This is a genomic window from Sulfitobacter aestuariivivens (genome assembly GCF_014763045.1).
In the GTDB taxonomy this organism is placed as follows: domain Bacteria; phylum Pseudomonadota; class Alphaproteobacteria; order Rhodobacterales; family Rhodobacteraceae; genus Sulfitobacter; species Sulfitobacter aestuariivivens.
Map to the genome: position 1 here is coordinate 1,855,644 of NZ_JACTAG010000001.1, position 21,080 is coordinate 1,876,723.

Genomic DNA, 21,080 nt, shown 5'->3' on the forward strand with positions numbered 1-21,080 from the left:
CATGGCGACCCAAGCAGCAAGGCCCGAGCGCACCGAAATTGCCCCCGGGATGAGCATATGCCGCGTCCTGACAGGGCTCTGGCAGGTTGCAGACATTGAGCGTGATGGCACTACGATCGACCCCGATGCCGGGGCAGATGCACTGCAATCCTATGTCGATGCCGGGTTCGACACATTCGACATGGCCGATCACTACGGCAGCGCCGAGATTCTGACCGGACGGCTGTTGTCGCGCGGGCCTGACCCAAAGCCGCTGGCATTCACGAAATGGGTGCCAACACCCGGCCCACTGGACGAAGATACCATCCGCGCAGGGGTACAAGCACGGCTGGACAGGTTGGGCACCGACCGTGTCGATCTGCTGCAATTCCATGGCTGGGACTATCTGGATGATACGTTACTGGAAAGCCTGCATGCGTTGAGCCGTCTGCGCGAAGAAGGCCTGATCGCCGAATTGGGCGTGACTAATTTCGATGCTGCGCATTTCAATCTTGCTTTGTCAGACGGCGTGCCGCTGCGCACAAACCAGGTCAGCTTTTCCCTGATCGACCGTCGCGCAGCGGGCGACATGGCGACGGTCTGCGCCAAACACGGGGCCCATGTACTGGCCTATGGCACGCTGTGCGGCGGGTTCCTGTCGGACCGCTGGGTCGATCAGCCGGAACCTGCTGAGATCACCGACTGGTCCAAGATGAAGTATAAGCGCTTTATCGATGCCGCCGGCGGCTGGGACGCATTGCAGGCGATTCTGAAGGCCGCAAAGACGGTGGCCACCAAGCACGACGTTTCCGTGTCCAACGTCGCTACCCGCTGGGTGCTCGACCAGCCACAGGTCGCAGGTGTCATCATCGGCGCGCGCCTTGGCGGAAACATGCACGCGGATGACAACTTGAAGCTGTTCTCCTTTACCCTCGATGCCGAAGACCGCGCCTGCCTAGAGGCAGGTTTTCAAGCAACCCAACCGATCCCCGGCGATTGCGGCGACGAGTACCGCAAACCGCCCTTCCTGACCGCCTCCGGTGACCTGTCAGATCACCTGAGCGAGATGCCACCTGCGCAAACAGCGCATCCCGTGCCGGGGCGTCCGGCAGAGACACGCGTTCTGACCGGCTCGAAATGGGAAGACATCGCGGGCTATTGCCGGGCACGACGTATCGGTGACCGCATTCTCGTCGCTGGTACCACAGCGGTTTCAGGTCACAACCGGGCCGTTGCCCCGGATGACGCTGGTGCGCAAACCGTCTACATCCTGGACCGCATCATCGCCGCCATCGAAGCGCTTGGAGGCTGCGCAGAAGACGTTGTGCGCACCCGTGTCTACATCACGGACGAAGCCGACGTCGTAGATATCTCAGAAGCACACGGCCGCGTTTTCCGAGACATCAAGCCTGTAAATACACTTTACCGTATCGCCGGGCTGATCGACGCTCACAAAGTAGAGATCGATGTCGAAGCGATCGTGCGTGAAGGTTGAGAATGACTCAAGCCGCCCTGGATTGCGTAAGTGATATGCAGTGTCAAGAACATGTGTGCGGCGATCGAGGGATTACAATTCGGCATTCTGAAGGTCTGCTTCCGCCATCGCAGTGGGCCTATCACGCAACTGCAGCAAAGATCACCTGTCCGCCGAACTTGCTGGCTCGATCAAAGCAGCTCTTCGTGTACCGCCTGACCTGCGCCACTGAAATGCCCGGGGTTTCAGGTTGGCCTGTTCTCTGACTAGGGAAACAAAAGTCCACAACAGACTTCGACCCAACCCACTACTGGATTGCGGCCTGTAAAAGGAAAAGCATTCTCTGACCTCTCCGAAAAGTACGTCATCGAAGCGGATCACGGGGCTATTCTCAACGACGAAGCAACGGTGTCGATTTTCCAAATTGACGTCCGGATCACAAAAGCCAAGCTGGATCAGGGACAGATTCACCGATGGCACCATAACGGTCGATCGCGCATACGGTCCATGAACGGACCCGCGATTAGGCTAGGGTTTGGATCACAACATCGCGTCCTAAATCCCGGTCAACGACCAAATCGGCCCCATCGACGGCATAAGGTTCAGTGGGGGAGAATCAGATAACTTCCTATCTCGCGGCCATGACCTGCAGCATAGTCCGACGCGAGCTGGCGCCAGTCGATCATCGCAGCCCGTGACCATTCAGTGCTGCTTTCGCCGCTGACGGCATCGGGGTTGCGAAAGGCCGTGGTATCGGCCTGTGAATAATCGGCCAGATGTCGCCCTTCGCGAAATGCATCAAGGTGCTGGTCCCATTTTGCGCCAGCCATGGAGAGCAGAAGCGACCGCGCTTTCGGATCATATTCTGCCGTAAACAGCGTCCCGAAACCCTCAGCATAGCGATCCTGCCGCAGAGGTGTTCTCAGGAAATGGTCACCCAAACTGCGCGGGGAGACCTGCAAGGATTTCAGATGCGCCAGCCGCTCAAGGGTTTGGGTAAAGCCGGGCCGGTCGGCCCCCCTGCCCTTACTTTGATGATTGGTCGCAATCGCCTGTGGCATCAGTGTGGCACCCCCACCGGGGGCCAGTTCAATGCTGGCAGTTTCGCCTTCGGCATCCGCTATCACCACGTTGTAGGCCATATGAGACGGTATGCGCCTGAATGCCGCGAGTGCCTCTTGAACCGTGTCACAGGTTTCCAGAACGTAGCGGAGGATCGTCGCAATGCCGAACCCTTCGCGCGTTTCACCTGTGCCGCCATAGGCCAGCGCAACGCTGAGACCAGCATCATTGATGCCGTCCGACAGACCCCAAAGAAATTCGACCATGCCCATGACCGCACGTCCCGTCCATTCCGTGCGCAACAACAGCCCTTCATTCAAGTCTGGCGACAGGTCATAGTTGCGCACCAGCCGGACATCGTCGCGGTCAGCAACAGCGGCAAGCGAACACCCTCCAAGATAGGAAGGCGGACACCACGTCGACAGGAACCGCGCCGCCCGGTCAGAGCCACCCGCAAGATTGATGAGCCTGTCGTAGGTCGCAATCAGCTCAGGCATATGGGTCCTGAGCGCCGCACGGCACGCGGTACGCGATGGCCCGGCATCTCCGCCACGCGCAACGAACCACGCCTCATACGCGGGCCACGACCGCGTCCAGCGGGCCGCCCATTTCGGGCCGGGTATGGCCTCATCCACCGCATCGAAAGTCAGCGTCATGTTGGTCATCTCAAATGTCCTCGCGCGCGTTCTCAAAGAAAAAGCGGATCATCTCGCTGCTGGCATCGGGCCCCCTGGGATCGGTGTAAGACCCGTTTGGCTGCCCGCCTGACCAGGCATGTCCCAGGCCCTCGACAATCCAGTGTTCAAGGAATCCACATCCACCCGCGTCGCTGGATATGTTTCTTGTGTAGGTACGACCTGCGGTTTCCCCGGTCATCGACGTCTCCACACTTTGGCCTGAACCTGCGTTGCAGACACGCCGCGCAATGCCATCGGCGTTTGACGGATGCACTGTGCGATCGGCTGATCCGTGAAACAGGATTGTCCGCACACGGTGACAGGATGCAACAGGATCAGGGCTGACAAGCGCACTCCCTGCCATCGCGGCAAAAGCAGAAGGCACATCCTTGGCTGATCCCATCGGAAGACCGGAATGGGCGCCGACGGCAGAAAAGACATCCCCATACGTCTCCCCCAGGATGACCGCCATGGCCGCACCGGCAGAAAGACCCGCAACAAACGTTTCATCGCGGGTGACGCCGTATTTGGCAGAAACCTGCTGCGCCAGGCCAGCAAGAATCGCGGGTTCCCCCCTGCCACGGCGCTGATCGCCCCGGCTGAACCAATTCCAACAGGACTGCGCATTGTCGCCGCGCGACTGCGCGGGATAGACCACCACGAACCCATTGAGATCGGCCAGGGCGTTCATGCCGGTTCCGGCCGCAAAGTCCTCTGGCGTTTGGGTGCAGCCATGCAGCATCATGACGACGCCCTGCGCACCGTCCGACGCAGAGGCCGGAACATAAAGGCGATATCGGCGACTGCCTGATGCGCACGCGAACGTGTCGCCCTGGAACACCGCACCGTCCGGAACCGGATCATGCAATGATCCGGACTGAGGGCGTGCGCCTGAGAGCTTTGCCAGCATATCGTTGACCCAAGGCATATGGGTGACGTCCGTCTGACCGGCCTGCCCTACCGGTGCGGCAAGGCCATGTTGAGCGAGGGTGCGCTGTACCAGATCGTTGGCAGCCGAAGCCCGTGCGAGATTGATTGCCGGGCGCGCCGCGCCGACATTGAAAAGTTTCATTGTGTATCCTTTGTTATGCGAGAAGCGACCTACCTGATGCGGTCGCCAAGTGCCTTCTTGATGTCCGCACTGGCCTGCAAAGCCCCCAGCACGGTGATCGACCCAATGGTTTGACGCGCAAGCTCGGGCGAGACGTCGGAAGCGATCCGCGCCAATCCCACGACTTTGACGTGAAGCATCTCACCTGCGGCCCTCAGCGCCTCGAGATCAGAGACGCTATAGTCCCGAAGACCAAGCTCCATGGTGTGGCGTTCCAGCGACTTGCTGACGACCTCACCATGACTTTCCAACTGGTTGCGGATCGCTGTCCGGATCAGATCGCTGCGGTTGGAATAGAAGCCTTCCTGTACCAGTAGGTCGATCCGGCCCAAGTCGACAAAGCCCAGGTTGATCGTGATTTTTTCATTGTCCGGCTGTCTATCACCGAGCCGTGTCACGTTGCTCATTGTCAATCTCCATCTGTATGGATGGTATATGGATGTTTTAGGCCATCTACAACTGCAATTTTGAGTGCCGCAGGGTAAACACCGCCCCCACATCCGGAATCGAAGGTTGAGACCCGCGCCCAGGGCCCCTCTCAGGATCGTCGCCATAGTCCATGCGCTTGGAAGACATCATCAGCCCTTCAACATCGCCTTTGCCTGCTATGCATTGCACTTCGTCAGCATCCGCAATCAATTCGATTGCCCCCCTGACGACATCCCTCGGATCAGTTTGCTGCCATCAGGTTTGGCACGCAGATCGGCCAGAGTGTTCAATTGCGATTCACTGGTGCCTGTGGACGATTTGATCCGCTTTCGTCCATCAAAGAACTACCACAACTTAGCCGGGATCGTCCGCACGCTGAGCTACCTCCCAAAAGTCGGGCACTGGCGGAAGGTTCGATTTGTTGGTCGCTGATCCTGAACACGAAGGAGATCAGGGATGTCGAAGCAGAGACAACATCATCCCGTATCCCAGGCGAATGTCGGTTTAGGACTCACCCGACGATAACCCCCCAATGGAAACGAGCGTTGCGTGAGGGCGCGTCGGGCCCCTTCGAGCGTGCCAGTCATGGACAGGCGTGGTTTGCAGAGCCGCGGCACTTGGACGGATGCTATTGCGCGGCCTCGGCCAGCACACCATCAAGCGTTGTCACAATCATGTCGATGTCGTCTGAACCAATGGTCAACGGAGGGCGGATTTTCAGGATATTGTCGTAAGGACCCTCGCTGCCGATCAGGATGCGCCGATCGCGCATCCGGTTCTTGACAAACGTGCAGAGTTCGGTCGCCTCCGATCCGTCCGACCGGACAAGTTCAACGCCAATGAACAGACCCATGCCGCGCACGTCTCCGATGCAATCGTATTGCAATTCAAGGGCGCGCAGCCCCTGCAATAGTTGCGCGCCAGCGCGCTGGGCGTTCTCTTGCAGGCCTTCATCCTCGATGATCTGCAGCACCTCACTGCCGATCCTGCAAGACAAGGTCGAGCCGCCGAATGTCGAAAAGAACTCGATCCCATTGTCGAAACTCTCGGCGATTTCGCGCGTGGTGATCACGACGCCTATTGGATGGCCATTGCCGATTGGTTTTCCCAGCACCACCACATCGGGACTGGCGCCTTGCTGTTCGAAACCGAAGTAGTGTTTGCCCAACCGGCCCAGTCCTGTCTGAACCTCGTCCGCGATGCAAATGCCACCTGCCGCGCGGATCTTGTCATAGACTGCAGGCAAATACCCCGTCGGCGGAATGATCTGGCCCCCGACTGACGGGAATGTTTCAGCGATGAAACCCGCCACGCCCTGCTCCCGGAGAGTCAGCGCTGCAATGGCAGGATCGACCAGATCGGCGTACTTCCGGGCCCGGTCAGGATCATCCCGCCGGAAGGACCCGCGATAGTCATCTGCCACCTCGACCAGTTCGACCCAGTCCGTCTTGCCCACGCCACCCGGTTTGTTGAACTTGTAGGCCGAAATGGCGACGGCACCGGTGGTGTTGCCGTGATAGCCGTGGTCGGGGGTGACCATACCCTTTGCGCCGGTGTGGGCCCGCGCCAGCCGCAGCGCCAGTTCGTTCGCCTCTGACCCGGAATTTACGAAAAAGCAGACCTCCAGATGTCCGGGCAGCCGGGACAGGAGGGCGTCGGCAAAGGCGGTTTGCGCGGGATGCAGATACCGCGTGTTGGTGTTGACCCGACGCAGCTGATCGGCGGCCACGGCCTGAATGCGCGGGTGGGCGTGCCCCACATGCGGCACGTTGTTGTAGGCGTCGAGGTACGGCCGGCCCCATTCGTCGAAAAGGTAATGCTTCCAGCCGCGTACCAGCATCACCGGCTCGGCGTAGGTCAGGCTGAGGTTGCCGCCAAAATGCGCGCGGCGTTTCTCCAGCACGGTGGTGCGGTCCGTCGGCGCATAGCGCACACTGGCGTCCGGCAGGTTCAATAGGGCCGCAGGATTGGGGCAGACAGCCTCCCAAAGTGCGATATCATCGGGATCGCAGACCCCCGGCCAATCGTCGCCGATCCCATCAATGGTTAGGGCCAGTTGCAGGTGCAGATGCGGCGCCCAACCGCCGTTTTGATGCCGATCGCCCAAGTGGCAAAACACCGCGCCGCGCTTGACTTTGTCACCCGGTTTCAAGGTATCGAGGCAGGCCGGATCAAGGTGACCGTAAAGTGTATGGAACGCATCGCCATCGGGTGTCACGTGGCGCAGCACGATGACGCCGCCATAGTCCAGATTGCCAGTGCGGTTCTCGATGGCCGCTATTTCGCCGTCCAGCGGCGCATGAAGCGCCGTACCTGCCGGGGCGAAGACATCGACTGCAAGATGTACCGTGCGTCTGTTGCTGGCCTTCCACGGGCCAAGTCGGAAGGCGGGCGCGGTGTAGATCAAGCGCGGTTCCAGATAATATCCCAGCCAGATTTCTTCAGCCGCGCCGCTCTCTTCACCAAGTAGCGCCGCCTCGGCTGCGGTCATGTCAAAGGGGTCCTGCGGGCAGGCGCTTGCCTCGACCGACAGTGCGCGCAGGGGCGCATCGCTGATGTCGACACCAAGGATCGGGGCAAAGCCACCCCGCGCGGTCTCGAGCCAATCAAGAGCACGCCCGGCCGCATCGCTCACCGGATGACCACAAGCCGCGCGCAGGCGCGCGGACAACAGATCAGGGATCGCCGGAAATCCTTCAAGGAATCTCCACGCCGGGGCCTGCGAGATGACGACATAGGGGTCGTCCGGCGTCTCAAGCGACATCAGCTGAGAGTTCACCACGCTTACAGCCAGTCGCGCACGGACCAAAGGCCACAAGAGGTCAAGCTCCGGCCCGGTCAGAGGGAAGACCGCATGATATCCCGCCACCAGCGCTTGGAGCGTGCGGTCAGGTTGCGGTTGGTCAAGTACAACATAGGCCGCCGCGATGGCCAGATCGCAGATGCGCGGACCCGTGCACATATCACCAAAGTCGATGAGGCCTGTTACCCGCAAATCCCCCGGGTCCCCCGCAACGAGGATGTTGTAATCGTTGGCGTCATTGTGAATCGCCTGTTTGGGTAAGGCGTCTAACACTGGTCTGATCGCCTCAAAGGCCGCAAGATCGGATTCCAGCAAAGTCTTGCGTTGCGGATCAGCGAACGCATCAAGATGCCCGGCAATCCAATGCGCGCGCATCAGGTCCCATTTGAAGTCGCGTTCCAGCCGAGCATGGGAAAAGTCTGCCATCGCCCGGGCCGTGCGGCCCAAAGCCACGCCCAGTTGCCGCATGAGTGACACGGTTTTGGGTGTCACCTGTGCATAAACGCGCCCCGGTAGGCGCGCGATCAGCCAGACCAGCCGCGCAGCACCGGTTTCGTCCTTCAGGGTCAGAACATCTTCACCGTTTAGTGAGGTAATCACCCGCGGAACTGGCACGTCAGGATCACGGGCGGCGATATGGGTCATCGCCCCGATCTGCATCTCGACCAGCCACGCGGGACAATCGGGTCGCATTGCCTTGAGAACAAACCCCGCGCCTGTTGCCGTCTCTACCAGAAAGTTCAGGTCAAATTCGCCATCCAATTGCGTCAGTTCGGCTGTGATGCCCCAGTGACGGCGCAGGACCTCTTTCCAGTGGTCCATGGTCAATACGTTTGGCTGTAGGCTGCGCAACGCTCAACGATGTCCATTTCGATCACATGGGCAATTTCTGCCCGCTTGTGTGCAAGATATACTGGCGCAAAGACATCAGGGAACCAGCCCCGCACGATATCGTTTGCCTCGAACAGGTCCAGCGCGGTCTCCAGCATTTCTGGCAGACGTACAAAACCGCGAGCCTCCAGATCGTCAGGAGAGAGCAGCGACAGGTCTTCTTCGGTCGGCTCGGGCGGCGTGAGCCCCTCTTCGATGCCCTGGCATCCGGCGTGTACGATCGCCGCCAGCGCCAGATGCGGGGAGGCTGCGGCATCTGCTGCGCGGTATTCGATGTTGAATTGACGCGCGATACTTATGGGGTCTTTGGCAGTGATCGGGCAGACCCGCAGAGATGCTTCGCGGTCGCGGAAGCCAAGGTTGTTGTAGGCAGCAGACCAGCGATGCGGGATCAACCGCAGATATGAGACGACGGAAGGCGCAGTCAGGGCAAGGATACTATCGAGGTATTTCAAAACACCGGCAGAGAAGGCTGCCGTCACTTCCGACATGCCGCAGGGGCCATCTGCGTCATAGGTTGCAGGCTCGCCGTCCGCATTGAGAAAGCTCATGTGAACATGCACGCCATTACCGACGCTGGCCGAATCGAGGATCGGCGCAAAGGTCGCATGCTGGTTTGCATGACGCGCGGTGGCGCGGGTCAATTCGCGAACGATGACAGCAGCATCTGCAGCACGCACACCTTCCTCGGGCCCGATGACAACTTCGTATTGATTGGGGCCATATTCTTTCATGATGCTGTCCGGGCTCAGCCCCGCCCCTGCGAGATGGGCCATCAGCGCCTCACATAACCCGCGCTGCGCCTCAAACCCCTGGAGGGTATAGGCCTCGTTCGGCAAATCGTTGCCGTCGATCAGCTGAAACTCGTGCTCGAATGCCGCCAGCAGAGACACGCCCCCGACACGCTGCAGCCGATCCAACGCCCCACGTAAAAGAGAGCGCGTGCACAACTCCCATGGGTCCCCTTCAAGCGTAACAATATCCCCAAGCATGAAGCGTTCCGTGCCACCCTCGAATGCTGCGGTAACACCTGCCTCGCTGTCCGGGATCAACAACAGGTCACCCAATGCGCCAAAGGGGCTTTCGGCGATGGCGTCAAAACAGGTGATCTGCACGTTCGTCGGCGTCCACCCCACGCCGCGCTTCAGCCGTTTGTCGAGCTGATCAGCTGGGAAGGCCTTGCCCCGAACCTTGCCCGCCAGATCGCAGGTCGCAGCAAAAATCAGATCAGTCATGTCGTCGTCTCCGTAGTCAGGGCGCGGGTTGCATCCCACAATTCAATGCGTTCGCTTGTCTCGTCCCATGTCAACTCCGCGATCCGGGCGACAAGGGCCTCAACAATGGCAAGGGCGGCAGCATAGCTGTCCCAGACCGTACCTGTTTCGATTGGTACGGCAAGCACCTCTGCTGCGTTGCGTTTGACCGGGGAAATCCAGCTGTCTGTCAGCAAGACGATCTTGACCCGTTTTGTTGCCATTGCTCGCGCCAACCTCTCGAGGGAAGGTTCGTAACGGCGAAAATCAACCAAAAAAACCACGTCTCCGGGCCTCATCCTCAGTAAATGACCAGGCCATGATTCTATATCGCGAGACATGTGCTCGACACCTTCCCGGGACTGGGCAAGGTGAAAGGTCAGATGCCGTGCAATGGTGTCACTGATCCTGCCACCCAACGCAAAGACCTGCCTGCGCTGGTCTGACATGAGGGCCGTGATCCGATCAAACTGGCCATCTGTTATGGCATCATCGGCCGATTCAATCTGTGCTGCGGCGCGTGCAAGGAAACCTGCCAGAAAACTGCCCTTGATTCGCGTGCTTCTGGCGTGCAGATCGACAGGAGACAGATCGCCCCGGCGCAACTCATCGACCAGCTTGCGCTGCATGTCAGCGTAGCCATCCAACCCCAACTTGGTCGTAAAGCGCGAAATGGACGCAGTGGAGACACCCGCCTCTTCGGCCAGCTCTTGTATGTTGAGTAACCCTGAAAAGGGATAGTTTGACAAAAGTGTCGCCGCCAGCTTGCGCTCGGATTGGGTCAGGCTGTCGGAGACGGCACCAATGGTCATTCTGACTGTCATTTAATCAGAATGATGAAAATGAATTTTCAGTCAATAAAAATTTGTTGACAGCGAAAACTTATTTTCCAAAGCTTAAATCATGACGCTTGCCGAAAACCCTGCGATTCTGCGCCAAACTGACCCTGAACCAGTTACCATCGTGAACGAACAATCTCGGGCACCACTCTTGTTGTTGTGCGAACACGCCGGACAATCGATTCCGCAGTGTCTGAACCGGTTGGGCCTGCCCCAACACGTCATCGACAGTCATCGCGGCTGGGATATCGGGGCTCTGGCCGTGGCCCGCGAAGTCGCCGCACGGTTAAGCGCGCCATTGGTCATCCAGAATTACAGTCGACTGGTGATTGATGCGAACCGTCCTCCGGATGGTGCGCATGCCGTGCCAGCGGAAGTCGATGGGGTGACCATTCCTGGAAATGTCGGAATCACACCCGCAGAGCAGCGACAACGCGCAAAGGAAATCTTTGCACCGCTGGATGCGGTCATTACTGACCTTGTCCATCGTCTGAAACCGCGGGGCTGTTTCTCCATTCATTCCTTCACACCTGTTCTGGGTGGCGTGCCGCGCCCTTGGCACGCGGGTTTTCTCAGTCGGTGCGATACACGTTCCGCTGAGACCCTGATGAAGGTCATTGCCTCCCGACAGCCCGACTTATTGATGGCGGTCAACGAACCTTACCGGATCGACGATGAAACCGATTGGTTCATCCCCCGCCACGCAGAGCCCAGCGGTGCGGCCCATTGCCTGATCGAAATCCGCAATGACCTGATCTCCTCACCCGAAGGAGTTACGCAATGGGCCGATTGGGTTGCTGAGGCGATTACAGCCGTCATGCAGGAGGCAAAAAAATGACCCTCACCCGCGACATACCGCTTGACCCAGCCCAATCGGCTTTATTGTTCATCGATGTTCAGAACTTCTCGGCCGAACGCGATGGGGCGGAGTTCAAGGATCTCGCCCCAGAAGTCGTTGAAGAAAAATACGGCTGGTACTTCAGCCAATTGGACAACCGCATCGTGCCCAATATGCAGGCCATCCAGAAAGCGGCGCGCGCGGCAGGGGTCGAGGTGATGTATACCACCATCGAAAGCCTCACGCTTGACGGTCGGGACCGTTCTCTTGATTACAAGATCACGGGTTTCAACGTGCCCAAGGGCAGTTGGGACGGCAAGGTTATCGACCGCATCGCCCCGCAGGGCGACGAGATCGTGTTACCCAAATCCTCGTCCTCGGTCTTTGTCTCGACCCATATCGATTATATCCTGCGCAACCTTGGTGTGCGCCAGGTGGTCATGAGCGGTTTGATCACCGACCAATGCGTCGAAAGCGCAATTCGGGATGCCTGTGATCTGGGCTATCTGGTCACTCAGGTGACCGATGCCTGCCTGACCTATTCGCAGCAGCGCCACGACAATTCACTAAGCGCGATCAGGGGCTATTGTCGTCAGGTAACCACTGCCGAACTGGTTGCCGAACTTGGATCGCCGGACTGATGTCAGAGGTCGCTCTCTACGCCCATCCCGCCCGGCTGCGCGCGGCGAATTGGCTGCGCACATTGGCGGCTCTCGGCGTTCTGATCGGAACCGTTGCGGTTCTCACGCTTGTCTTTGGGCGCACGGGCGAACGGATTGCCCTCTTGATGTGCGTCAATGTAGCGGCGGTGGTCGCATTGGCGGTCTTTTGTGGCAATACCGGCATTGTGTCATTCGGGCATGGGGCCTTCATGGCACTGGGAGCCTATGCATCGGGCATTCTGACAATGCCAGCCGGATTACAACGCAGCGCCCTGCCGGAACTGCCGGGCTGGCTTTCGGGGTATGAGCTGTCGGTGCTGGGGGCCCTGCCGCTGGTGCTTCTTGTCGGCCTGTGCTTTGCTCTGCTGACGGGCAGCGCGATCTCGCGGCTTCAGGGAGCTTCGGCAGCAATCGCGACGTTGGGTCTTTTGATCATTGTGCACAGTATCGCCATCTCTGCTCGGGAATTCACGCGCGGCAGCCAGACTTTTTACGGCGTACCCCGGATCACCGACCTCACATTCGTGTTGTTGGCCGCGATCGGCGTCGTCATCGTCGCTCGTCTTTACCGGGAAAGTCGCTGGGGGCTGTTCGTACGCGCCGCGCGCGATGACGAAGACGCGGCCTCGGCGCTTGGCATCTATCCGCGCCGCGCACGGCTGGTGGCCTGGACCCTGTCGGGGACACTCGCCACGCTGGCAGGTGCGCTTTACGGGCACATTCTGGGCGCGTTTTCCCCCGCGTCATTTTATCTCGGCCTCGTCTTCGCCCAGGTTGTGATGATGATCGTAGGCGGGATGAGTTCGGTGGGAGGTGCCGTCGTGGGCGTTGTTGCCGTCACGATTTTGCAGAACACCGTGCGAAACCTTGAAGGCGGCATTACCGTGGTCGGTGTAACCTTGCCTGAAGTCTTTGGCCTGACGACCGTATCACTGGGCATTGCCATCCTTCTGGTCATCTGGCTGCGCCCGCAAGGTCTTGTTGGTGGGTTCGAACTGGGTCCCGGCGCGGGTGCACGACTGCTTGACCGCATCAAGCCCACGGTTCCAGTGACACCCACGCCGCGCCCCGTCACCACCGAAATTCTCAAAGCGCGGGGTTTGTCGCGATCATTTGCCGGGGTCAAAGCCGTCACGGATGTCAGTTTCGATGTACCCGCAGGCCGTATCACCGGGTTGATCGGCCCAAATGGCGCAGGCAAATCGACGTTTGTGAATCTAATTACCGGCCAATACGCGGCCGATACCGGCACCGCTGAAATCGACGGTGTGCACCTGACCGGACTTCTTCGTCACCGCATCATCGAACACCGGGTCGCACGCAGCTTTCAGAACCTGCGACTGTTCTCGGGTCTGACGGCGTTTGAAAACGTACTGGTCGCGGCACTGGCCGCCGGCTATGGGCGCAAAAATGCCAATGCCGTCGCCCTGCGCGAATTGAAGGCCTTTGACCTTGGCGGCATCGCTGCGATGCGCGCGGACAACCTGCCGTATGGTGCGCGCAAGCGCCTAGAAATCGCTCGTGCTCTTGCTCAGGACCCTGCCATTCTACTGCTTGATGAACCCGCCGCCGGCATGAACCCGGCAGAGACGGATGATCTGGCTGACAGGCTGATCCGCATTCGCCAAGACCGCAACATCGGCATTCTGCTGATCGACCATGATCTGCGCTTTGTGAATCGCCTGTGCAGCCACATCGTCGTGATGAATCGGGGTCAGAAGATTGCTGAAGGCACGCCAGAAGAGGTGCGCGCCAACCCGGAAGTTATCGAAGCCTACATCGGCCGTGGACGCGTGGCCCGCGCCGCCGATGCATCATCAACCCAAGATCAAGTCCTCGCCAACTGAAACCAGAAAGGAAACCACATGAAACTGAAGTCACTCTTACTCGGCACAGCCATTGCGGCAATCGGCACTGCCAGTCTTGCCGAAGAATACGTTATCGGCGTGATGTCAGCCCAATCAGGCTATCTGGCCCCCTATGACGGCCCCGCATATGCCGGATTCAAATTCTGCATGGACGAAAAAATGGCCAATGGCGGGCTGAACGGCACCACACCCGTCAAGCTAATCGTCAAGGACACACGATCCGACATCGCCTTTGGTGTACAGGTGGTGCAGGAAATGCTGGATCAGGGCGCGCAATTTATCGTCTCCTCCGCTGACGCGGACCCGACCATTGCCGCCGCACAGATCACGGCGGCCGACATGGTTCCCACGATGACATTTGCCGGCACTGCGCCGGTGCTGACCCAGGTGGGTTCCCACGTCTTTGGCAGCTATCCAGGGGACAACCAACAGGGCGCGGTGCTTGCGGCCTATGCGAAAGATCAGGGGTTCGAGAAAGCGTGGCTTCTGACATCACCCGACAGCGCCTATACGCTGGGCGGTCCGCGCTATTTCGGTGAGGTCTTTGAGTCACTTGGCGGCGCGGTTGTGGGCGAAAGTACCTTCAACCTCAACCAGCCAGACTTTTCAGCGATCGTTACCAACATCCAGAACGCAGAAACAGCGCCCGATGTCATTGTCACCTGGGCCTGGGAACCTGATTTTCCTGCTTTCATCCGCGCGCTACGCGGTGCGGGTGTCGACACTCAGGTGATGGGTGGTGATGTGCTGGACACGCCAACTGTGCGCGGTCTGGGGGATGTCGTCGATGGTGTCGTGCACACCTCGGGTGGCTATCCTGAGGACGGCTCCAAGTATGCTGATTTCATCGCGCGGTTCGAGGCAGCAACCGGCACGACGCCTGACAACAATTACTATGTCAACGGATGTGACATCGCGGACATGATCGAACAGGCTGTTGCCGCCGCAGGCACCACTGACCCGGCAGCCGTAAGTGCTGCCATGGCAGAGATCGAGAATGGCGAAGGAACCATGTCAAACTTCACCTTCAAGGGTACCGACCGCATGCCACTGCGCGACGTCGTCGTGGCGCGGATCACGGCGGATGGCGGAAAGGAATTTGTCCTGCGCCAGATGGCGGATCCTGAAACCCTGCCAAAGCCCTGATCCGTTGACCAAGATGAGCGATACGGTTCTCGACGTCGAAGCGCTTGATGTTCGTTATGGCCCTGTCAGGGCGGTGCGCGGCATAAGTTTCGACGTCGCCCGTGGTGGCATCACGGCGCTGCTGGGCGCCAATGGTGCGGGCAAATCCAGCACGCTGATGGCCATTGCCGGTGTCGTGCCGGTGGCATCGGGGCGCGTATCGCTTTTTGGTCAACCCACCACCAAATCCGCGCCCGACGCCATTGTGCGCTCGGGCGTTGGCATCTGTCCCGAAGGGCGCCGGGTCTTTGCCTCGCTGTCGGTCGAGGAAAACCTGATCGTGGCGGGCACCGCACTGGCCCCGGCACCGGTCGCTGCCGCCCGCCGCGATGAGATGATGCAGCGTTTCCCCATTCTGGGAGAGCGCCGCCGCCAGCTTGCCGGCCTTTTGTCGGGGGGCGAACAGCAAATGCTTGCCGTTGCCCGTGCATTGATGGGCGCGCCGAAACTTCTGCTGATGGACGAGCCATCGCTGGGGCTGGCCCCTCAGATGGTCGACACCATCTTTTCCATCATCGAAGAGCTGCAACGGGAGGGGATCTCCATCCTGCTGGTCGAGCAAAACGCGGCGCTGGCGCTCGAAGTCGCCAGCCATGCAGTCGTTATGGCAAATGGCGAGATCGCGGGCCAGGGCACGCCGGCGGATCTGGCAGGCGATACCCTTTTGAAATCAGCATATCTGGCGGCATGAGAGATGGATCAACTTCTACAACAACTCATCAACGCACTTAGTCTAGGCGGCATCTACGCGATGCTCGCACTGGGCCTGGCCATTGTCTTTTCGATCATCGGGCTGATCAACTTTGCCCACGGCGATATCATGACGTTCGGCGGCTATGGCATCTTTTTGTCAATGGTCTTTGGCTTCCCGCCTGTCGCCGCCCTGTGTATCGGACTTGGGGCAGCCGTGGTCATGGCATTGGCGATGGAGCGAACGGCTTTTCGGGTGATGCGCGGCGCCGATGTAATCTCGCTTTTGATCACCAGTTTCGCGGTTTCCGAAATCCTCAAGGTATTCTTCCAAAATGGCATCTCGGCACGGCCCGTACCGATTTCCTTTCCAGCCGCCTGGTCGGGGTCTTACCAGATTGGCGGGATGACCATCGGCGTGGCACCCACGGCCTCGATCCTGGTAACGATCATCTCGCTTGGTTGCCTGACTTTTGTGCTGCGTCATCTGGCCATCGGAATGGCAATGCGAGCCGCCGCCGAAGACTTTGACATGTTGCGTATGTTGGGCGTGCGGGCCAATCGGGTGGTCGCGGCAGCCTTTGCAATTTCAGGCCTGCTGGCCGGGATCGCCGCCGTGATTTGGACGGCGCAGCGGGGCTCTGTTGATCCAATGATGGGTTTCTTTCCAGTGCTGAAGGCTTTTATCGCGACCGTGCTAGGTGGCCTCGGAAGTCTCGGCGGCGCGGTGCTTGGCGGTTTTGTGGTCGGCACGCTGGAAGTCCTGACCCAGGCATTTCTGCCCGACGCACTTGCGCCGTACCGAGATGCAATCGTGCTAAGTGCGGTGATCGCCGTGCTGTTGGTACGTCCCGATGGCCTGTTGCCCGCCCGCACTAGCGCCCGGTCCTGAAACCAGTCTGGGCCCGACCGCCGAATTTAAAGGAGAGCACCATGTGCAAGACCTGCGATTACACCATCCACGGCGCGCAGCACCATTTCGGCTGGGACAATGCGCTGGCGCCCGTCGAGACCGTTGCGCCAGGGTCGACGCTTCTTTTCAAATGCATGGATTCTTCCGCCGGGCAGCTTGGACCAAAGAGCACCGTGGAAGATGTGACAGCGCTGGACTTTGGCAAGATCAACCCAGTGTCCGGGCCCATCTATGTGGACGGGGCGGAACCGGGCGACGCGCTCAAGGTCACGCTTGAAGGCTTTGCACCGCGCGAGACCGATGGCAGCGCCTGGGGTTGGACGGCCAATATCCCCGGGTTTGGCCTGCTGTCCGATCAGTTCGAAGATCCGGCCCTGACGATCTGGACCTATGACGCAGCAACTATGGCACCTGCTCTCTGGGGGGAGATGGGTCGCGTCCCGCTCAAGCCCTTTGCCGGCACCATTGGTGTTGCTCTGGCAGAGCCCGGCGTGCACTCAATCGTGCCGCCACGGTGCACGGGCGGCAATCTCGATATTCGCGATCTTTCCACCGGGACAGATATCTATTTGCCAGTGGAGGTGGACGGCGCGCTTTTTTCAGTGGGTGACACGCATGCTGCACAAGGCGACGGTGAAGTCTGTGGGACTGCCATCGAAAGCCCGATGGACGTGACGCTGACCCTTGATCTTGTGAAAGGGGCCAACCTCAGAATGCCGCGCTTTACCACGCCTGGCCCGGTCACAACACATCTGGACTCCAAGGGGTATGACGTCACGACCGGCATTGGCCCCGACTTGATGAGCGGAGCACGGGATGCGGTCGCCGGTATGATTGATCTGTTGACTGCGCGGCACGGCATGTCCCCCGCGGATGCTTATATGTTGGTGTCTACCTGTGGCGATCTCAGGATCTCCGAAATCGTCGACATGCCAAACTGGGTCGTCTCGTTTTACTTCCCACGCATAGTTCTGGAGTAGATGACAGATTTGCGATCAGCGCCGAGCAGTATGTTCTTATGGCTTGGACAGTCATGAGGTTGCCTCGTCAGCTCAAATTGAGCGCGCCGAGAGACAACCCGAATGCCCGGATGTGTCGGGGGCGCCCGCACGCATTTGGTGGGCCCACGCAAGTCCAGCGCCCAGACGCCCTTTACGCCACCCGCCCCATCGCGCAAAATCAAGGACCGGGATCACAGGGAGACCCACATGCCCAATCCGCTTTTTGATGCCCTGTTTGGTCGGCACGTTGGCAAGGACACACCGTTCTTGCTTTTGCCCACCGGGCAGATCATCAGCCATGGCGGCTTTCTAAAGGTCGCGGCGCGCTATGCGAACGTGTTTGAAGAACTCGGCCTTGCCCCCGGTGACCGCGTGGCGGTTCAGGTCGAAAAGTCCCCTGATGCGCTGGCGCTTTATGCCGCGTGCGTGCAGGGGGGCTTGGTGTTCCTGCCACTCAATACGGCCTATATGCCAAGTGAAGTCGATTATTTCATCGGCAACTCTGGCGCAAGATTGTTAATCTGTGATCCCGAAAAGTCCGGCGGATTGCAGGCTTTCGCGGACAAGGCGGGCGCGCAGTTGCAAACGATGGGCCCGACCGGCAAAGGCAGCTTGCGCGACAGGGCCGAGCAGCAGACCGACGCCGTCGCGACAGTGGACCGTTCTGGCGATGATCTGGCGGCATTTCTTTATACGTCAGGCACCACGGGCCGCTCCAAGGGGGCGATGCTGAGCCAGAACAATCTGCTGAGCAATGCGCAGGTGCTGACAGATCACTGGGGCTTTACGAGCAAGGATGTGCTGCTGCACGCGCTGCCGATCTTTCACACGCACGGGCTGTTTGTGGCATGCAATGTCATGCTGCTTGCCGGGGGGCCGATGATCTGGATGCCAAAGCTCGACGTGGACCAACTCGTCCGCTTCATGCCAAAGGCCACCGCGCTTATGGGTGTGCCCACATACTACACCCGGCTGCTGGATAACCCCGATTTCACTCGCGATCTGGCCAAGGACATGCGTCTGTTTATCTCTGGTTCTGCGCCGCTGCTGGCCGAGACGCATCGCAGTTTCGAAGACCGCATCGGCCATCGCATTCTTGAACGCTATGGAATGACAGAGACAAACATGAATACCTCAAACCCTCTGGATGGCGCGCGACGCGCAGGTACCGTCGGGATGCCGCTGCCCGGTGTCGAGCTTAAAATCTGTGATCCCGACAACGGCGAAGAGCTGTCGCAAGGCGAGATTGGCGTGATCGAGGTACGTGGGCCGAACGTGTTTCAGGGATATTGGCAAATGCCTGACAAGACCGCTGCCGAATTGCGCGAAGACGGGTTTTTCATCACCGGCGATCTGGGATTAATCGACGATCAGGGGTACGTCCAGATCGTGGGGCGCGGCAAGGATCTGATCATATCCGGGGGCTACAACATCTACCCCAAGGAAGTCGAAACCGTGCTCGACGATCAGCCCGGCGTCCTGGAAAGCGCGGTGATCGGTGTAGCACATGGCGATCTTGGCGAAGCACCGGTGGGCGTCGTGGTTCCCGTGAGCGGTGCGACGCTTGATCTGGATGCGATCAGCGGTACGCTAAAGGCGCAGTTGGCCCGGTTTAAGTGTCCTCGCAAGCTGGTGGTGGTGGATGCCCTGCCGCGCAATACGATGGGAAAAGTGCAAAAGAACATTCTGCGCGAGACCTACGGAAAGGTATTTGCGGGCTAACCGATAGGCAAATCGGCGCGATGGTATCCTTGACAGAAAGTCTGAGGTTTCTGCCGTTACTCGGCAAGTAATTCTCCGCTGCCTCCCCATTCTGCGGGCATATCTTTTAACTTCGGCAGACCATCCTTTACGGGAAGGACTGTATTTTCGTAGTTGATATGCACTGTTGGCGTGAATTTCAGGTCCGACAAAAGGCCTGCAAATATATCAAAAAGCCCGGCCTCGCCCAAATCAATCCCGACCAGTCCATTGCAGACGCCGCACGAGAATAGACCACCGTCAGGATGCCCCTTGTCCGAATAGCGCCTTAGCTTATCTTCGCCTGCTGCGAACCGTACCTTTGATCTGGGCCATAAAACTGGCGCGTTGATCGGGCTGCCAGTGCGGCCTCGACAGGTGTTACAGTGGCAATAGCACTGCACAACCGGCTCTCCCTCAGCTTCGATCCGAACGGTGCCGCAAGAACACTGCGCATGATAGATCATTTCTCGTCTTTCCATAGATGTTTCACCTTTGGAAAACTCTCACAAGTGAAACTCAGAACCCAGTTTGGCACGTCAACCAATGACCACCTAGGAACGCAAAGGTGCGGCCCCCAGCGCTCAGGTGATCGGCACCTACCCTTCAGGTCCTTCGCTCAACACGCATAAAACCCGTGACTGCGCATCAAGTCCAAGCGCTGTCTTTTGATCGCCCGACATAGCCAGCAGCCCTGATATCCCGGCCGCACCCGACGGTGTGCTCGCCAGCCCAGCAACCATCGCTGTGCCGGCGCCCACCTGCGCCTCGTCTTCAGAGATAAGCGCAAAGGCGTCCGCGTCGCGCGCCAGCCCTTTGAGCGCGATAAGCGATGGCATTTTGCAATCCAGGCGCCCCATTTCGCTGACCGGTCCGCTACTTTCGACCGGGCTGCCTGCTGCGATAGAGCCATGAAGCGCGGGCGCGACCTCCGGCTCCACCACAATAATGCGCGGCGCGTCGCCCCAGACCTCGCGCACATAGGCGGCAGCGGCAGCGGCCAAACCGCCAACGCCTGCCTGCAGAAAGATATGGGTCGGCGGCGCGGCCATCTGATCGACAGCCTCTGCCATCAACACAAGGTAGCCTTCCATCAGCCGATGAGGCCGCTTGGTATATCCGGGCCAGGAACTGTCCGACAAAAGCGCCCAATCGTTGTCTTCTGCCGCCTTTTGCGCGGCGGCCATGGACGCCTCGTACATCTCCCCCTCGCGCACGACCTCAGCGCCCTGGGCGGTCAGACGATCCGCAAAGGCCTGGGGCACGGTTTCGGCGATGTAGACTACGGATCGCGCACTAAAGGCATGAGCCCCTGCGGCGACAGACATGCCGTGATTCCCGGCGCTGGCAGCGACATAGGTCCGGCCGGCAATACGGCCCTCAGCGGCGTCATCGGCGACCACATACGCCGCTCCCAGCGCCTTGAAGCTGCCCAGACCCATACGGCCGCGTTCGTCCTTGATCCAGACCTCGGCAACGCCTGCCTCTGTCGCAATCGCTTGGGAATTGACCAGCTGCGTTTCAGCGGCAGCAGGACAGCGTTTCAGCATCTCTGCTGGCCGTGCAGCATCGACAGAAGGGTACGGAATGTCGTCGACCCCTGCAATCGCGACGGGACGGGTGGTGTAAAGGATATCCATGGCGCTACGGGACAACGCTGACACG

General features: G+C 59.4%; 17 protein-coding genes. 9 read left to right on the top strand and 8 right to left on the bottom strand.

The genetic code is table 11. The features are described from left to right. The first annotated feature begins 1 nt into the window (after position 1). On the top strand, positions 2 to 1,474 hold the full coding sequence (locus H9Q16_RS09185) for an aldo/keto reductase (protein WP_191075002.1): 1,473 nt from the start codon (positions 2 to 4) through the stop codon (positions 1,472 to 1,474). Between the two features lie 581 nt (positions 1,475 to 2,055). Here the strand turns inward: H9Q16_RS09185 and H9Q16_RS09190 are convergent. From H9Q16_RS09190 to H9Q16_RS09215, 6 genes are all read right to left on the bottom strand, one after another. Next, positions 2,056 to 3,180: a C45 family autoproteolytic acyltransferase/hydrolase gene (locus H9Q16_RS09190; protein WP_191075003.1), complete on the bottom strand. Its 1,125-nt coding sequence runs from the start codon at positions 3,178 to 3,180 to the stop codon at positions 2,056 to 2,058. Position 3,181: 1 nt separating this feature from the next. After that, the gene (locus H9Q16_RS09195; RefSeq protein WP_191075004.1) at positions 3,182 to 4,264 is read right to left on the bottom strand and encodes an extracellular catalytic domain type 1 short-chain-length polyhydroxyalkanoate depolymerase; all 1,083 of its coding nucleotides are present in this window, start codon (positions 4,262 to 4,264) and stop codon (positions 3,182 to 3,184) included. Between the two features lie 29 nt (positions 4,265 to 4,293). After that, positions 4,294 to 4,710, bottom strand: a complete 417-nt coding sequence (locus H9Q16_RS09200) for a CopG family transcriptional regulator (RefSeq protein WP_191075005.1) — start codon at positions 4,708 to 4,710, stop codon at positions 4,294 to 4,296. Between the two features lie 650 nt (positions 4,711 to 5,360). After that, entirely contained in the window at positions 5,361 to 8,357 is a 2,997-nt protein-coding gene (locus H9Q16_RS09205; protein WP_191075006.1) for an aminotransferase class III-fold pyridoxal phosphate-dependent enzyme, read from the bottom strand. A gap of 2 nt (positions 8,358 to 8,359) precedes the next feature. After that, positions 8,360 to 9,661: a glutamine synthetase family protein gene (locus H9Q16_RS09210; protein WP_191075007.1), complete on the bottom strand. Its 1,302-nt coding sequence runs from the start codon at positions 9,659 to 9,661 to the stop codon at positions 8,360 to 8,362. After that, on the bottom strand, positions 9,658 to 10,491 hold the full coding sequence (locus tag H9Q16_RS09215; protein ID WP_246455576.1) for a MurR/RpiR family transcriptional regulator: 834 nt from the start codon (positions 10,489 to 10,491) through the stop codon (positions 9,658 to 9,660). Before H9Q16_RS09215 ends, H9Q16_RS09210 begins: the two co-directional genes overlap by 4 nt. 91 nt (positions 10,492 to 10,582) lie before the next feature. Between H9Q16_RS09215 and H9Q16_RS09220 the strand changes: the two genes are divergently transcribed. From H9Q16_RS09220 to H9Q16_RS09255, 8 genes are all read left to right on the top strand, one after another. Next, positions 10,583 to 11,356 carry an N-formylglutamate amidohydrolase gene (locus H9Q16_RS09220; RefSeq protein WP_191075009.1) on the top strand — a complete coding sequence of 258 codons (774 nt, stop codon included), beginning with the start codon at positions 10,583 to 10,585 and terminating at the stop codon, positions 11,354 to 11,356. Then, complete coding sequence (locus H9Q16_RS09225; protein WP_191075010.1) at positions 11,353 to 11,997, top strand: cysteine hydrolase family protein; 645 nt, start codon at positions 11,353 to 11,355, stop codon at positions 11,995 to 11,997. Before H9Q16_RS09220 ends, H9Q16_RS09225 begins: the two co-directional genes overlap by 4 nt. Continuing rightward, on the top strand, positions 11,997 to 13,865 hold the full coding sequence (locus H9Q16_RS09230) for a branched-chain amino acid ABC transporter ATP-binding protein/permease (protein ID WP_191075011.1): 1,869 nt from the start codon (positions 11,997 to 11,999) through the stop codon (positions 13,863 to 13,865). The genes H9Q16_RS09225 and H9Q16_RS09230 overlap by 1 nt, the downstream gene beginning before the upstream one ends. Positions 13,866 to 13,883: 18 nt before the next feature. Then, on the top strand, positions 13,884 to 15,032 hold the full coding sequence (locus H9Q16_RS09235) for an ABC transporter substrate-binding protein (RefSeq protein WP_191075012.1): 1,149 nt from the start codon (positions 13,884 to 13,886) through the stop codon (positions 15,030 to 15,032). Positions 15,033 to 15,045: 13 nt separating this feature from the next. Beyond that, positions 15,046 to 15,762 carry an ABC transporter ATP-binding protein gene (locus H9Q16_RS09240; protein ID WP_191075013.1) on the top strand — a complete coding sequence of 239 codons (717 nt, stop codon included), beginning with the start codon at positions 15,046 to 15,048 and terminating at the stop codon, positions 15,760 to 15,762. Between the two features lie 3 nt (positions 15,763 to 15,765). After that, on the top strand, positions 15,766 to 16,653 hold the full coding sequence (locus H9Q16_RS09245) for a branched-chain amino acid ABC transporter permease (protein ID WP_191075014.1): 888 nt from the start codon (positions 15,766 to 15,768) through the stop codon (positions 16,651 to 16,653). Positions 16,654 to 16,694: 41 nt separating this feature from the next. Then, entirely contained in the window at positions 16,695 to 17,654 is a 960-nt protein-coding gene (locus H9Q16_RS09250; RefSeq protein ID WP_191075015.1) for an acetamidase/formamidase family protein, read from the top strand. Positions 17,655 to 17,882: 228 nt separating this feature from the next. Next, positions 17,883 to 19,397, top strand: a complete 1,515-nt coding sequence (locus H9Q16_RS09255; protein ID WP_191075016.1) for a malonate--CoA ligase — start codon at positions 17,883 to 17,885, stop codon at positions 19,395 to 19,397. Positions 19,398 to 19,453: 56 nt separating this feature from the next. On the opposite strand, the gene H9Q16_RS09260 is transcribed toward H9Q16_RS09255, so the two are convergent. Next, a complete protein-coding gene (locus tag H9Q16_RS09260) occupies positions 19,454 to 19,897 on the bottom strand; it encodes a GFA family protein (RefSeq protein WP_191075017.1) in 444 nt (147 codons plus the stop codon). Positions 19,898 to 20,014: 117 nt separating this feature from the next. Beyond that, positions 20,015 to 21,055: a pyridoxal-phosphate dependent enzyme gene (locus H9Q16_RS09265; protein ID WP_191075018.1), complete on the bottom strand. Its 1,041-nt coding sequence runs from the start codon at positions 21,053 to 21,055 to the stop codon at positions 20,015 to 20,017. Between the last annotated feature and the right edge of the window lie 25 nt (positions 21,056 to 21,080).